Here is a 13123-nt window from a genome sequence, read left to right on the forward strand (position 1 = left end):
GCCAGCACTTTTCGATGCGGGATCAAGCAGAGAGGCCGTAGTTTTGCTGGTTGGGGCTGGGATAGAGACGTTGGTGTTCGCGGGCCGAGTGGAAGATCCAGTAGCCCTCGAAGTCGCCGTTCGTGATCAGTGAACGGAGTCGGAGGACGGCTTCGGCGCCGGTGAGGCCCCAGCGGGCTCCGGTGATGTCCAGGCGGTCGCCGATCAGGTGGCGGCAGGCACCTTCGATCGCGCCGGTGGCGATCGGCCAGCCCGCGGCCAGGGCAATGTCGTAGCGGAGCTGGTCGAGGTGACCAGTCAGATAGCGACGACAGATATCGACGGCTTCTCGTCGGCTGGCGCGGAGGCCGGCCTGTTCAGCTTGGGTGCTCATCTCCTGGGCGGCGCGGAATGCTTGACCTGCAAGGATCATGGTCAGATGGTCGGCGACCCAGGCGTCGGCCTCTGCGCTGCCGACCTTGTGGAAGGCATGGGCCGCGGTCCAGACATACTCGGTGACGTGCACGAAATCCAGGAGCACGTTGATCGTGCAGCCGCGACGGGCAGCCTCCTTCTGGATCAGGTCGAGTTGGTGGCGGGCGCCGTCGACCAGAACAACCCAGCAGCGTTGGTGACCGGGATCGCGGGCTTCGGCCTGGGCGAAGACGTCGGCGATGACCTTCTCAGGCGGATGCAGGAGGGAAGCAGTGCACCACTTCCGTATCGCGGCCGGGCCGCGGCGGATGCGGCGGCGGGTGCTGCGGCCGCCGGGCGGATGGATCACATCGTGCGGGCGCCGGGGAGCGGGGACGGCGTCGAAGACGCAGGCCACGGTGGCCATCCTCTTGCGGTTGGGCTTCTCGCCCGGCGCAAGTCGGCTGCGATGTCCGGACTCGGCGGCGAGACGGGCTCTTTGAGTGGCGGGCCGCAATGCCTCCGGTCGCATGACCACGCCCTTGCCGTCGACCTCGATGACCAGCAGGACGTCCCGGCTGCTGGGGACGGGAATGTGCTGCTGGTAGAAGGAGTCGATGTCGCCGGAGGCGGCGGCCACGAGTTGTTCAAGACGGCGCTTGCCCAGCACGGGTCCGCAGCGTCGCTCGATCGCCTGCTGAGACTGGTCGAACGAGCCTCGGACCGCCTCGGTCACCGCCAGGCGCCGCAGTCCCATCGAGTGCCGACCCGCGGGAAGCGACAGCGTCGCATCGGCCGGGTGGACGTTGGCCATCGACGGGCCTCGATAGGCCATGCGTTTCACCCGCACCAGGCCGAACATGCAGGCCAGCCAGCGTGCATGGCCCGTCTCCCGCCACGGACGCGACCGCCCGTCCGAGCCGGTCACTCGTGGCCGGGCTTCCCGCCTGGCTGCCTCTTGTTCCCTGCGGGCCCGCAGATCCAGGTGATCCTGCAGTAGCTGCCGCAGCAGCCCGCGTCCGGCTTCTTCCAGGTGTTCTTCCAGCTCAGCATGGGTCAACGACTGGGCTGGCTCGCCTTGCAAGGTGCGTAACAGCGATTCGAAGGCACTGACCGAGCCGGCAAACAGGTCAGCACTCACGCTTGTGTCATACGGTTCCATCCCGGGGCTCTTCTCGGCGGGCGTCGATTTGGTTGGCACCTTCGACTCTAAGGAGAAGAGCCCCTTCCTCAAGAGGAGTTGGACCCCGTTTCCGTCTCGTGACGGGCCACCGTGAACAGGCCCGGATCACCCTCAGCCAGCCAGCCCCTGGCGACCAGCCGCTTCAGCTTCCCCCGTGTCCCCTCGATCTTCCCCACCTCGGCAGGCAACCCGATCCTCGGCACGACCTGCTTGGCCCGCACCGGCCCCGGCGCATCCCGGACCACTTCCACGATGTCCCGGTAGATCTTCGGGAGTGCACCTGTTTCCATCCCCGGCCGCCAGTGGGGCACCGCCAGCACCCCCACCATCTGCCGCTCGGCTCCGGCGTACGCAGATGAATCCTCGGCGTCCTCCGCCCCGACTGCCTCCGGCTCGGCATCCACCGCGGCGGATGCATCAGCCGACATCTCGGCCATCACCTCGGACACCGTATCCCGAGCGATCCGCAACCGCTGCAGATGCTCACGAGCCTCCTCCAACCGACCCGTCACCTCGGCCAGTTGTTCCTCAAGCTCGTCCACCCGCACCCGGGCAATCGCCTCCCGGGCCTCCAACTCCTCGAACAACGAGCCCATCAGGATCGCCTCCTCCACCGTCCACGGTAGAGAGGACCCAGGCCGAGCACACCCCGATCAGCACCGACCTACTGGCTGCTTCCCTTCAGAAGAACCGCACCCAAACGAGAACACGAATGGCCTGCTGCGGCAGTACTTTCCCAAGGGCACCGACCTGTCCACCCACACCGCCCGCGACCTCCACGAAGTCGCTCGCCAGCTCAAACGCCGCCCCCGCATCATCCTCGGCGACAGGACCCCCGCCGAGGCCATGCGAGAATGCCTCACAGGCCCATTGACCAGGTGATTCGCAACCATTGCTGGAAACCGCCCGCGGCCCAGGGGCCGGTTCTGCCAGTCGGCCATCCCCTCCATCACCGCGTCGGTGATCGTCGAGATGGTCGTCTTGGAGACCTCGGCGCCCTCCACCTCAGCCAGATGAGCCGGGATCTCCCCGTGCGTGAGCCCCTTCGCCGAGAGCGACAGCACCATCTCGTCCACCCCGGTCAGCCGGCGCTGACGTTTCTTGACGATCTGCGGCTCGAACGAGGCCTCCCGCGGTCCCGGGGCACCTCGATCTCGACCGGCCCGACGTCCGTCAGCACGGTCTTGGACCGCTTGCCGTTCCTTGAGTTGCCGCCGTTCTTGCCCGCCGGGTCGTGTTTGTCATAGCCGAGGTGATCCGTCATCTCACCGTCGAGCGCGGACTCCAGCAGCCGCTTCGTCAACTGCTGCAACAGCCCACCCTCGCCCGTCAGCTGCAGCCCATCGGCCTGGGCCCGGGCCACGAGCTCCTCAAGGAACCGCTCATCCAGCCCGGCTGACGGCATCTTCTTCGCATCGGCCGGAGACTCCGCCGCGACTACGTTCTCGCTGGTCATACAGGTGATCCTCCATGATCGGAGTTACACCGTTCCTTTTGCAGGCCCAGCGGGAGGTCTGTTCAGTTTCCGAGTGGCGCCCTTGAGTAGTGCCTGCGGGGTCGTTCCCAGCGCCTCCGCCTGCCGGCTGGTCAGCAGCGCGGTCAGGCATACGGTCGCGCCGTACAGGGCGTGTATCCCGATGGCGCCCTGTTCCTGGACGGCGCTGGCGTACGCCGTGTTGGTGACGGCGACGGCCTCGTCCAGTCCGCATTGCCCGGCGGCCCGCTTCGCCCAGACCGTCAGCACGCGCGGCACGAGCGAGCTGACAGCGGCGTCCTGCTGGAGGGCCGATGCCAGCATGGTGCGCAAATGCCCTTCGCAGTGGTCGGGCTGATGGTCGTTCCACAGCAGTCCGGCGAGCTGGCTGGTCACCATGGCCAGGTGCTGCACGCCCCGCGCGCCGTTGAGGTTCCCCGCTTCTCGCAGCGCGGTCGAGGTCACCGCGATGGCCAGGGACTGCGGCACCGCCGGGTCGTTCCAGGCCCGCAGCGCACGCAGGGCGAGTGTCTGGGAGGTCTGCTGCAACAGGATCGTCACGGCTCCCCAACGAGGCGAGCAGCCTTTCGGTAGCGGGCCAGGTCCGGGACGGTGAACGAGCGGCCGGGTTACTGAACCGTTTTCATCTTGAATGACTGCAGGTCATCAGGGTGTGGATGGCCTGGACGGCAGTGCCGATGCGACGGGTGGAACATCGGGCTCGTCGCAGGAGGCGTCAGGACTTCAGCTGGGCGAAGGCGCGCTCGTCAGGGGCCCTCGGCCGGGCGTGGTCACGGTTGAACTGCTGGTAGTGCTCGGGTTGTTCGCGGTGATGTTTGAAGGGGGTGCGGACGGTTGACCCGACGCCCTGGCAGGCGGGGTCGGCCAGGATGAGGATCTGCGCGGCGCTGGACGAGCCGCTGACCGCGTTCCGTACCCGTGCGCTGGATCATGTCCGCTTCCCCTACGTTTACCTGGACGCGACCTACTGCAAAGCGCGGGTGAACCACCAGATCGTCTCGCGGGCCGTCGTGGTCGCCACCGGCATCACCGAGGAGGGAGGCCGCGAGGTCCCCGGCCTGATGGCCGGCGACAGCGAGAGCGAGGCGTTCTGGAAGGAGTTCCTGCGCTCCCTGCGCGAACGCGGTCTGTCCGGGGTCCGCCTCGTCGTCACCGGCCAGCACTCGGGCCTGGTCGCCGCGGTCCGCAAGGTGATGCTCGGCGCCGCCTGGCAGCGGTACAGGGTGCATTTCCTGCGCAACGTCTTCGGCGTGATCGACCAGGACTCCGGGGAGATGGTTGCCGCGACGATCCGCACCGTCTTCACCCAGCCCGCCGCGGAACTCGTGCGCGCCCAGCTGGACACCGTCGCCGACATGCCCGGCGCCCAGTTCCCCCAGGCCAAAGCCATGCTGCTGGGCGCGAAGGAAGATCTGACCGCGTTCGCGGACTTCCCGCCCAGGCACTGGAAGAAGATCCAGTCGACGAACCCGCTGGAGCGGATTGACCGGGAGATCAAGCGCGGGGCCGACGCCGTCCAGGTCTTCCCCAACGACGACGCACTGCTGCGGCTGGTCACCGCCGTGCTCTTCGAGATGCACGACGAATGGACCGCCTTCCCCCGCCGCTACCTCCCCGAAGGCAGCATGGAAAGGCTCTACCGTGAGCTCCCCGAAAGCGCCCCGGCACTACCGAACGCCACGGACACGCCCGCCAGTTGATCCCATACACCACGACAAGGGACACGGTCCCGATCACGGCTCGCAACATACGAGTCGGGCCTTCGTTGCAGTCTGCAGGTCAGCAGGGGTGCAGCAGAGCATGAGCGCAGTCGGGTCCAGCGCGGACAATGCCGCCGCGGAGAGCTTCAACGCAACGTTCAAAAGGGAAACCCTCCAAGGCCGAAAGAGCTGGCCGAACGAGCGCGAAGCCCGACTCGACGCCTTCCGCTGGCTGACCCGATACAACACCAGACGCCGGCACTCCTACCTCGGACAGCGATCGCCAATCGCCTACGAGGACGTCCTCCAAACAACATCAACTACCCTGGCCCGAGCCGCATAGACGTGTTCAAAGTCCAGGGTCAAGGCCCGTGATAGGACGGGCAGCCCACGCACTGGAACCGGATCGGAGACGCGTGCCCGCCCGCTTTCACGTTCGACGGCTCGGTGCAGTTCCCGAACGGCACCTGCACCGACCCCCGCAGATAGGCTGTCTGCGACAGCGGGGTCAGGCGCCCCTTGCGGTCGGTGGTGTGCAGGCGCATCACGTTCACCGCCTCCCGCTTCCGCTTCGCGGTGATCTTGTAATAGGCAGCCGTGGTGGCCTGCGAACGGTGGTCCATCAGCTCGCGCAGCACGTCCGGGTCGATGCCCGCGTCCGCGTGCCGCTGGCAGAACGAGTGCCGGAACGCGTAGGGGAAGACCAGGGACTTCTCGAACGGAACCCTCCTCCCGTCCGGCCCGAACTCCTCGGCCAGCAGGACCACGTCCTCATGGTCGGCCCAGGTGCGGATGATGTGGGCGACCTGCTCGGGCGTCAGGTGCCGCAGCTGGCCGTTCTCACCGGCCGGCGGGAACAGGTACCCCTCGCTGCCGGTGGGCAGGTCCAGCTTCGCCCGCACGGCCAGCCACCGCTCGATGGTCCCGACGGTCTCCGAGGTGACCGGCAGGTGCCGCCGGTTGCGGCCGGCCTTGCGGTTATCCCAGACCAGGGTCCGTTCTTTGCCCTGCCGTTTGAGGCAGTTGAGCCGCAACTCGCCTATCTCGTAGGGGCGGCGGCCGGTGTCCCGCAGCAGCTCGTAGACGGCCCGGCACATCTCGTGCACCTCTTCGGGGGTCATGCGGCCGTGGGTGATGCCCCGGCCGATCAGCTGGATCTGGTCGTCCAGCTGGTAGATGACGTCCTCGGGCAGGGCCCGCCCGGCCTCGTCCTCCTCGCTCACCTCGTCCGGGGCGACCGCGTGGCTGGGGTGCCGGGCGAAGTAGGCCGACATCCCGCCCAGGTGCCCAGCCGCCCGGCCGTAGTCCAGGACCTTGAAGAAGAAGCCCATCAGGCCCTTGCGGGCCTTGTTCTTCATCGGGCCACCGTCCAGCTTCGGCAGGTGCCGAAACGCCTCGACCACGGCGCCCATGTCGGCGAACGCCAGCACCGCCTCGTCGGCGCCGCCGCCGGGCCGCAGCGCGAGCGCCCGCGCGGCGGTGACGCAGGCACGGTGCCCGTGTCGGACCTCGCCGGTATTCGGCTTCGTCTCGTCGATCCAGGCGATCAGCACTCTTCGCAGCCACGGCTGGGCCACCTCGGTCAGGTCCTGATCGCCCGGACGGCTGGTCCGGCCTCCCCGCTTGCCGCGCACCCCGAGCTCGGTGAGGTCCAGCGTCGGCTGCTCGGCAGGGTCGGCGCCGCGGAAACGGGCGAAGGACGCGGCGACCACGCGGTGACTCTCGCGCAGCAGCGCGTCGATGTTGCTTCCCGAGCGCCCAGGTAGATCGCCGACGGGCAGCACGGCCACGCTGCCGCACGTCTCGGCCAGGCGGGCGATCATCTGCCGGGTGGCATACGGGTCGATCTTCTGCCCGCGCGCATCCCGCTGCTGGAGCGCGTACAACACCTCCAGGCGGGCGAGCGGGTGCAACGGGGCGAGAGAGAACTGATGGACGGACAGGTAAGGGGCCTGCTGGTCCAGCCAGTCGGCCGGCACTCCGGCACCGGCCACCCGGGAGGCCGGGTGGCGGGTGAAGTGACGGTGATGCTGCAGACACAGGGTGTGCGTACCGCGGCCGTCGTAGCGGCACCCGCGCACCCGGCAGCTGGCCACCGGCGGGTACGGCTTCTGCCCGGCAACCCACACCTCCAGCGCCGAGTGCGGGTCACGCTCCAGGTGCTTCTGCCGCAACGAGGCGTGCGAGCTGCACAAGCCCCACGTATGCGAATCGCGCGGGCACCCCTCGACACGGCACCTGGCCCGCACGCCGGTCATCGTCCGGTTCCGCACCGGCACGAAGACCGCCTTGAACTCCTTCATCGACAGCCCGCTGACCCGCTGGGCCTTCGCACAGGTCGTGCACAGGCTCCTGGCCCGCGCCAGCGCGTCGCACGCCTTCGTGCCGCACCGGTACACCCCCGTGCGCGGATGCCCGGCATCGCCGGTGAACACCAGCGTCTGCGGATCCCATTCGCCCTCGCGCCAGCCGTCCACCACCTGCTCGCGCAGCCACGCCGACCGCTCTTCGGCCCCGGGCGGCGCCCACCTGACTGACCATTCGTCACCGGCTGGCCGCCGGTGGAGCGGTACGACGTTACCCATCGTGTTCCACCCTCCCCTGCCGGCGCCGGGCTGCCACCAGCTCGATGGCGTCGTGTTTCTCCTGGTCACTGGCGTGCGAGTAGCGGTCCTGGGACGCCGGCGACTGGTGCCCGGCCAGGTTCTGCCGCACATCCCGCGGCACCCCGTTCCGCCGCCACCGGGTGATCGCCGAGTGCCGCAGCATGTGCGGCCTGGCCCTAGGCACTGTTTCTCGGATCTCCTGACGTGACATGGGTGTTGGGGTCAGGCTGGGTGTATGGGTCGTGGGGATTTGACGAATGCGGAGTGGGATCGCCTGGAGTCGCTCCTGCCTCGTGGTGGTGCGCGTGGAGGCCGGTGGAGTGACCATCGGCGGGTGATCAACGGGGTGTTGTATCGGGTGCGGACGGGTGTGCAGTGGCGGGACCTGCCGGAGCGGTTCGGACCGTGGGAGACGGTCTACAAACGTCATCGCCGCTGGTCGGCGGACGGAACGTGGGCGATGCTGCTGTCTCGCGCCCAGGCGGCCGAGGACGCAGAGGGCCGGATCGACTGGGACATCTCGGTGGACTCCACCACGGTGCGGGCGCACCAGCATGCTGCCGGCGCGAGGAAAGCCCCCTCGGCCCCGCCCCCTCAAAAGGGGGCGGGGCGGGGTACGAACCAGGTCGATCCGGTGGTGCGGAAACTGGTCGTCCGGCTGGAGGAGGTGGTCCGCTCGGCGAATGCCTGGGACGTTCCCGCGGCGGGTTCACCACCAAAATCCACCTCGCTGCCGACGGACGATGCAGACCCCTCACCTTTGTCCTGACACCCGGACACTACGGTGACGGGCCTCAGTTCGAGCGGGTGCTGAGCCAGATTTCCGTGCCCCGCAGCGGAGTTGGGCGGCCACGGAGCCGCCCCGATCACGTGCTGGCCGACAAGGCCTACACGTCCCGGAAGAACCGCCGTTACCTGCGACGACGCGGAATCCGGCACACCATCCCCGAACGCCTCGACCAGCAAAGACACCGGCGAAACCGAGGTTCCCGCGGCGGTCGGCCCACCGGATTCGACAGCGAGCGTTACAAGAAGCGCAACACCGTTGAACGGGCCATCAACCGCCTCAAGGGCTTCCGCGCCGTCGCAACCCGCTACGAGAAACGCGGCTACATCTACCTCGGCACCATCACCCTCGCAGCCCTCGCCATCTGGCTTCGCACGTGATCCGAGAAACAGTGCCTAAACCCCGCCCGCTTCGCCAGCCGCTTGAACAGCTCGTAGGTGTTGTCGTAGCGCATCGGCCGCCCCAGCGGGGCGCGGAACAGGTTGACGAACACCATGTCGCTGGCCACCGCCTGCGAGACCGCCTCCCGCTCATAGCGGTACTCGGTGTACAGACCGACCGTGTCCTCCTCCACCGGAATCCAGCGCGGCTGTACCGACTTGGCGAAGGCATCGTTGCTGTTGACCCGGCGCCTGACGTGGACGTGCGGGCCCTTGACATGGCAGCCCAGCAGCCGCGAGTCGGGCAACAAGTGCATATCCTCGCGCCGCAGCCCCAGCGCCTCACCGATCCGCATCCCCGTCACCGCGAGCAGACCCACCAAGAAGCGGTCCCTGGCATGCGTCGTCACCGCGAGGAGCTGGTGGACCTCCTCGTCCGTCAGCCACCCGTAGCCGGGCACCGCCACCCTGAACTTCAGGCGCCGGCCGTCGATCTTCAGGTTCTGGCTGTCCTCGCCCGGATCGAAGCCCGCCGGGGGAAAACGCAGGAACCGGGGCTCCACCAGCATCGTCACCACCGTGGCCGGAACACCAAGCCCCGCCAGCGAGCACCACCGCAGGAAGTCGGTCATCGTGTCCGTGATCTGGTTCGCCGTGCCCCTCTCCCGGTAACGCCGCTCAGCCCCGGGCCGACGGCTACGCGGTGCAAGCGGCTCCTCCACCAACCACCGCTGAAACGCCATCAGCTGAGCCAGCGACGGCTCAGTCCACTCGACACCGAACTCCATGCACCATGACAGGTACAAAGCGACCCGAGGAGCGTACGTCCTGCCGGTGTTGAACTCCCGCCCCGAAAGGAACGAGCACGCCTGCGCGTGCAGCCCGAAGGACTCGTCGACAACCACCCACCGGACACTCCCGTCCGCCGACACAGCACGCTCAGCCCGGTAGTGACGAGGTAACGCGTCTGCTGTAACCAACGTGCCTTACCCCCCAGATATCGTGCAGGCAAGTAGAGATCCACCCTACTTACCTCACATGCCTGAAGGGAATCGGTCACCCTAGATAACGAAGACGGTCGCCATCCGCCGGCGACCGGTGTGCTCGCGACTGGACAGCTGGGCCGAGGGCGGCTTGGGGCCGTCGGCTGCCCGTGCGGTGCGGACCGGCTCCCGCGGATCAGACGGGATCATGTTCACGCCGGTCGCGTCGCAGCTGAGCACCAGCAGCCGGTCCCCCTCGCTGCCGGCGGCCGGGGCGGACACACCCTGCTGGCAGAAGGCGGGGATGCGGGCGGCGACGCGACAGGCGATCTCCATCAACTGCCCGGTGCCGGGCCGGCGGCCGGTGGTGCGCTCAAGGTGCGCGCCCGCCCGGCGCAGGGGTGTCTGTGCGGCCTCGAGGGCGACGGCGCGCTGCAGCGGGGAGGAGCAGACCTGCTGCGGCAGGGACAGGGCGGCGTCGCCGGGGTGCAGGTTGGCCGCACCGGGGGCGCGGTAAGCCATCCCGGTCGCCTCCACCCGGCCCAGCGTGGTGGCCAGCAGCCGGCGGTGGCTCCGTTCGGCCCAAGGACGCACCACCGTGTCGCTGCCCGTGACGACCTCCACGCGCACCTCGGCGGCGGCGCGGGCATCCACCTGGGGTAGCGCCGAGGGAAGCCCAAAAGCCGCCAGATCTTGATCGTGGTGGGTCTTTTCAGCTCCGGGTGTGAGCCCCGAGGGCGTTGACGCGGTTCTCGTACTCGCGGCGGGCCTTCCGCTGGGCCGGGATCGCCGCGGTGCCGTCGAGAGGCTGGCAGCGGTCGAGGAGTTGGCGGTGGACCGCGGGAGTGGCGGTGAACGGGCCGGGGACCTGGGGCGCGGACATGTAAGGCGCCACCGGGTCTTCTTCCTTGCCCGGTCTGGCTCCTCACCCGACCAGCAAGAAGGAGGCCCGTCCCCGTACCGGCAGGAAACCCGCGCACCGCGGCACCTCCACGCGCCAGGGTGAAGAGGCCGCCCGGGGTCTGCACCACCCGCCCGGCGGCAGTAGCCTTCTTCAACTGGTGGCGCACCCGCTCCACTTCACGGGACACCGCCTCCAGCCCGAGCCCCTCCACCACCTGCCGACACCGCACCGGACCGGCCTACGCGGCCAGCACCCCCAGCATCCGCCCCGTGAACTCGCCAGCTTCCTCGGCAGCTTGAATGCCGACGGGACCCGACACCTCCGCTCGCGGGGCCGGGGCCCGACCCCGACCCGGCCTCGCCGTGCGCCGCCGGGAGCCCGCCTACGACCTGGCATGCCGTCGCCACCCGGGCCAGCTCCTGCTCGCACACCACCAGCAGCCCCGCGCCCCGCACGGCCTCCCCGCGCAACCGCTCCGCCTCCCGACGGCAGGCCGCCTCCCGCTCCCGCAGCAGCAAGAGCACCTCCCCACAGCCCATCCGGCCCCGCCTCACCCACACCAGCTGATCAACAGCTACCGCAACGAGAAACCCGGCCCACCAGACACACACTCGTCACTCAAGAGGAAACGCACCCAAGCCAAACTCGACCTGGCCGATCGGGTCCTGGCCACCGCACTGCAACAAAACCTCGCCCTGCCGCCCACCGTGCTGGCCCGCCTCTTCGCCGTCAGCAAGGACACCATCCGCCACACCACCAGCGAGACCCGGCGCCTGATGAACCAGCACGCACGCACACTCCGGCCCCCAGCGGCACACCTCAACACCCTGGCAGGACTCCTCGTCCACGCCACCACACACGGCGCGACCCTCACAACAGAGATCAAACCAACGCGTTGATTCTTTACGGGCCCCAACAAACGCGGGTGGGTGGGCAATCAAGGGGCCGTGCCCGCGCCGTTCGGCGCGGGCACGGCCCCCCGATGCGGGTCAGGCGTCCTTGCTGACCACGACTAGCTTCTGGTTGACGAACTCCTTGATGCCCAGGTCGCCGAGTTCACGCCCGTAGCCGGAGCGCTTGATGCCGCCGAAGGGCAGTTCGGGCACCGACTCGTGCATGGTGTTGATGAAGACCATGCCGGTATGAATGCGGGAGGCCAGGCGCTTGGCCCGGTCGGTGTCGCCGCTGAAGACGGTTCCGCCGAGGCCGTAGTGGGAGTCGTTAGCCAGGGCAACGGCCGCATCGTCGTCGGGGACGACGTAGACCTGGGCCACGGGGCCGAAGAACTCCTCGTAGTAGGCCGGGTTGTCGCGGTCGATGCCGGTCAGGACAGTGGGCTGGAAGAAATTGCCCGGGTGCTCAATCGGCTCGTTGCCGTAGTGCAGCGTCGCTCCGTTCTTGAGCGCCCGCTCCACCTGCTCGGCCAGGTCGTCGCGGGCCGTCTCGGACGCCAGAGGTGCCAGGGTGGTCGACTCGTCCAGCGGATCGCCGATCTCGACGGCCTTGAAGCGTTCGGTGACCGCCGCCAGGAAGTCCTCCGCAACGTGCTCGTGCACGATGTACCGCTTGGCGGAGGTGCACACCTGCCCGGAGTTGAACAGGCGCGCCTGGGTGGCCACTGCCGCGGCTTGGGCCACGTCACAGTCGTCCAGGACCACGAACACGTCGTTGCCGCCCAGTTCCATGGTCGACTTCTTCAGGTACTTCGCCGCCTGGGCGGCCACCGCGCTGCCAGCCCGCTCCGAACCGGTCAGTGCCACGCCCTGCACCCGGTCGTCGGCGATCAGGTCAGCGACCTGTCCGGACGAGATGAACAGGTTGGTGTAGGCGCCGGTCGGCGCCCCGGCCTCGGTGACCAGCTGCTCGAACGCCTCGGCGCACTGCGGCACGATGCAGGCGTGCTTGACCAGCACAGGGTTGCCCACCGCCATGGCCGGGGCCATCACCCGGATCAGCTGGTACAGCGGAAAGTTCCACGGTTCCACTGCGACCAGTACGCCCACCGGGTGGGGCTGCACCCAGGCGTCCCCCAGCTGGGTGCGGTAGGGGACCGGGGCAAGGAACTCCTTCGCGTTCTCGGCGTAGTAGTGCGCGATGTCCGCACATACACGCACCTCGGCTCGGCTCTGCTCGATCAGCTTGCCCATCTCGGTGCTGATGATCCGGGCAAGGTCCTCGGCGCGCTCAGCGAGCAGGTCACCCAGCCGACGCAGCACCTCAAGCCGCGGGCCGATGTCGCCTTGCGCCCACGCGGAGTGGAACAGTGCATCGGCCCTTGCCAGGGCCTGCTGGGCCTGCTCGTCGGTGTGCTGCCGGTACTGCTTGACCACTTCGTTGGTGAACGGGTTCACGCTCTGGTAGGCCATGATGCGCTGCCTTCGCTGATGTCGTTCTTCACCGCTGGAGGCGCCGGTGACTACGGCGACGCGGCCTGCGAGCGGGTTGTTCCGGGGAACAGCTGACATGAGGGATCTCCTCGGGGATCGAAGGGGAAACGGGCGAAGAACCGGCGAGCACCGCCGTCGGTGTGGACATTCACCGGTCGCCCTGTGTCCGTGCCCCACTAGCCTGACATCGCCGCCAGACCCGCAAGGGGCCTGGAGAACGCCCTGCTGAACCTAGGTCCAGCAGGGCCACCCTCAAGCAGCCGGGCGTGGCGCTCACGGGGGACACCGGCCTCATGGACCGCAAC

General features: G+C 68.5%; 8 protein-coding genes and 8 pseudogenes. 5 read left to right on the forward strand and 11 right to left on the reverse strand.

The window, feature by feature from the left end:
* Positions 1 to 22 precede the first annotated feature (22 nt).
* Both C9F11_RS46375 and C9F11_RS46380 read right to left on the reverse strand, forming a co-directional pair.
* The gene (locus C9F11_RS46375; protein WP_138968252.1) at positions 23 to 1555 is read right to left on the reverse strand and encodes an ISKra4 family transposase; all 1533 of its coding nucleotides are present in this window, start codon (positions 1553 to 1555) and stop codon (positions 23 to 25) included.
* Positions 1556 to 1623: 68 nt separating this feature from the next.
* Positions 1624 to 2190, reverse strand: a complete 567-nt coding sequence (locus tag C9F11_RS46380) for a hypothetical protein (protein WP_249402353.1) — start codon at positions 2188 to 2190, stop codon at positions 1624 to 1626.
* An 85-nt stretch (positions 2191 to 2275) separates the two neighbouring features.
* On the opposite strand from C9F11_RS46380, the pseudogene C9F11_RS46385 reads away from it, so the two are divergent.
* Positions 2276 to 2458, forward strand: a pseudogene (locus C9F11_RS46385) (IS30 family transposase); the annotation flags it as partial.
* 32 nt (positions 2459 to 2490) lie between these two features.
* Here C9F11_RS46385 and C9F11_RS46390 read toward each other — a convergent pair.
* The 3 genes and pseudogenes from C9F11_RS46390 to C9F11_RS46400 all read right to left on the reverse strand — a co-directional run.
* A pseudogene (locus C9F11_RS46390) lies at positions 2491 to 2981 on the reverse strand (transposase); the annotation flags it as partial.
* 75 nt (positions 2982 to 3056) lie between these two features.
* Complete coding sequence (locus C9F11_RS46395) at positions 3057 to 3611, reverse strand: hypothetical protein (RefSeq protein ID WP_138968563.1); 555 nt, start codon at positions 3609 to 3611, stop codon at positions 3057 to 3059.
* Between the two features lie 82 nt (positions 3612 to 3693).
* Positions 3694 to 3951: pseudogene (locus tag C9F11_RS46400) on the reverse strand (IS5/IS1182 family transposase); the annotation flags it as partial.
* Between C9F11_RS46400 and C9F11_RS46405 the strand changes: the two are divergent.
* Both C9F11_RS46405 and C9F11_RS48000 read left to right on the forward strand, forming a co-directional pair.
* Positions 3944 to 4771 (forward strand): annotated as a pseudogene (locus tag C9F11_RS46405) (IS256 family transposase); the annotation flags it as partial. The pseudogenes C9F11_RS46400 and C9F11_RS46405 overlap by 8 nt on opposite strands.
* A 31-nt stretch (positions 4772 to 4802) precedes the next feature.
* Positions 4803 to 5114: pseudogene (locus C9F11_RS48000) on the forward strand (integrase core domain-containing protein); the annotation flags it as partial.
* A 19-nt stretch (positions 5115 to 5133) separates the two neighbouring features.
* On the opposite strand, the gene C9F11_RS46415 reads toward C9F11_RS48000, so the two are convergent.
* Positions 5134 to 7356 carry a tyrosine-type recombinase/integrase gene (locus C9F11_RS46415; RefSeq protein ID WP_138968567.1) on the reverse strand — a complete coding sequence of 741 codons (2223 nt, stop codon included), beginning with the start codon at positions 7354 to 7356 and terminating at the stop codon, positions 5134 to 5136.
* The gene (locus C9F11_RS46420; RefSeq protein ID WP_346347492.1) at positions 7349 to 7705 is read right to left on the reverse strand and encodes a site-specific integrase; all 357 of its coding nucleotides are present in this window, start codon (positions 7703 to 7705) and stop codon (positions 7349 to 7351) included. The genes C9F11_RS46415 and C9F11_RS46420 overlap by 8 nt, the downstream gene beginning before the upstream one ends.
* On the opposite strand from C9F11_RS46420, the pseudogene C9F11_RS46425 reads away from it, so the two are divergent.
* A pseudogene (locus C9F11_RS46425) lies at positions 7613 to 8544 on the forward strand (IS5 family transposase). The gene C9F11_RS46420 and the pseudogene C9F11_RS46425 sit on opposite strands and share 93 nt — an antisense overlap.
* Here the strand turns inward: C9F11_RS46425 and C9F11_RS46430 are convergent.
* The 3 genes and pseudogenes from C9F11_RS46430 to C9F11_RS46440 form a co-directional block, all read right to left on the reverse strand.
* Positions 8493 to 9449 (reverse strand): tyrosine-type recombinase/integrase, encoded by a 957-nt coding sequence (locus C9F11_RS46430; protein WP_249402392.1) that lies wholly within the window; start codon positions 9447 to 9449, stop codon positions 8493 to 8495. The pseudogene C9F11_RS46425 and the gene C9F11_RS46430 sit on opposite strands and share 52 nt — an antisense overlap.
* 156 nt (positions 9450 to 9605) lie before the next feature.
* Complete coding sequence (locus C9F11_RS46435) at positions 9606 to 10181, reverse strand: hypothetical protein (protein ID WP_138968571.1); 576 nt, start codon at positions 10179 to 10181, stop codon at positions 9606 to 9608.
* Between the two features lie 58 nt (positions 10182 to 10239).
* A pseudogene (locus tag C9F11_RS46440) lies at positions 10240 to 10380 on the reverse strand (recombinase family protein); the annotation flags it as partial.
* 686 nt (positions 10381 to 11066) lie between these two features.
* Here C9F11_RS46440 and C9F11_RS46445 point away from each other — a divergent pair.
* Positions 11067 to 11330, forward strand: a pseudogene (locus C9F11_RS46445) (ISAzo13 family transposase); the annotation flags it as partial.
* Positions 11331 to 11420: 90 nt separating this feature from the next.
* Here C9F11_RS46445 and C9F11_RS46450 read toward each other — a convergent pair.
* Positions 11421 to 12797, reverse strand: coding sequence for an NAD-dependent succinate-semialdehyde dehydrogenase (locus C9F11_RS46450; RefSeq protein WP_138968856.1), 1377 nt, complete (start codon positions 12795 to 12797; stop codon positions 11421 to 11423).
* Positions 12798 to 13123 lie beyond the last annotated feature (326 nt).

The organism is Streptomyces sp. YIM 121038, from assembly GCF_006088715.1.
Lineage (GTDB): Bacteria > Actinomycetota > Actinomycetes > Streptomycetales > Streptomycetaceae > Streptomyces.

What these genes read in the sequence shown, in the direction of transcription:
- C9F11_RS46375 (WP_138968252.1), bottom strand. Translation starts at nt 1,555, where the DNA reads ATGGAACCGTATGACACAAGCGTGAGTGCTGACCTGTTTGCCGGCTCG.
- C9F11_RS46415 (WP_138968567.1), bottom strand. Translation starts at nt 7,356, where the DNA reads ATGGGTAACGTCGTACCGCTCCACCGGCGGCCAGCCGGTGACGAATGG.
- C9F11_RS46420 (WP_346347492.1), bottom strand. Translation starts at nt 7,705, where the DNA reads ATGGTCACTCCACCGGCCTCCACGCGCACCACCACGAGGCAGGAGCGA.
- C9F11_RS46450 (WP_138968856.1), bottom strand. Translation starts at nt 12,797, where the DNA reads ATGGCCTACCAGAGCGTGAACCCGTTCACCAACGAAGTGGTCAAGCAG.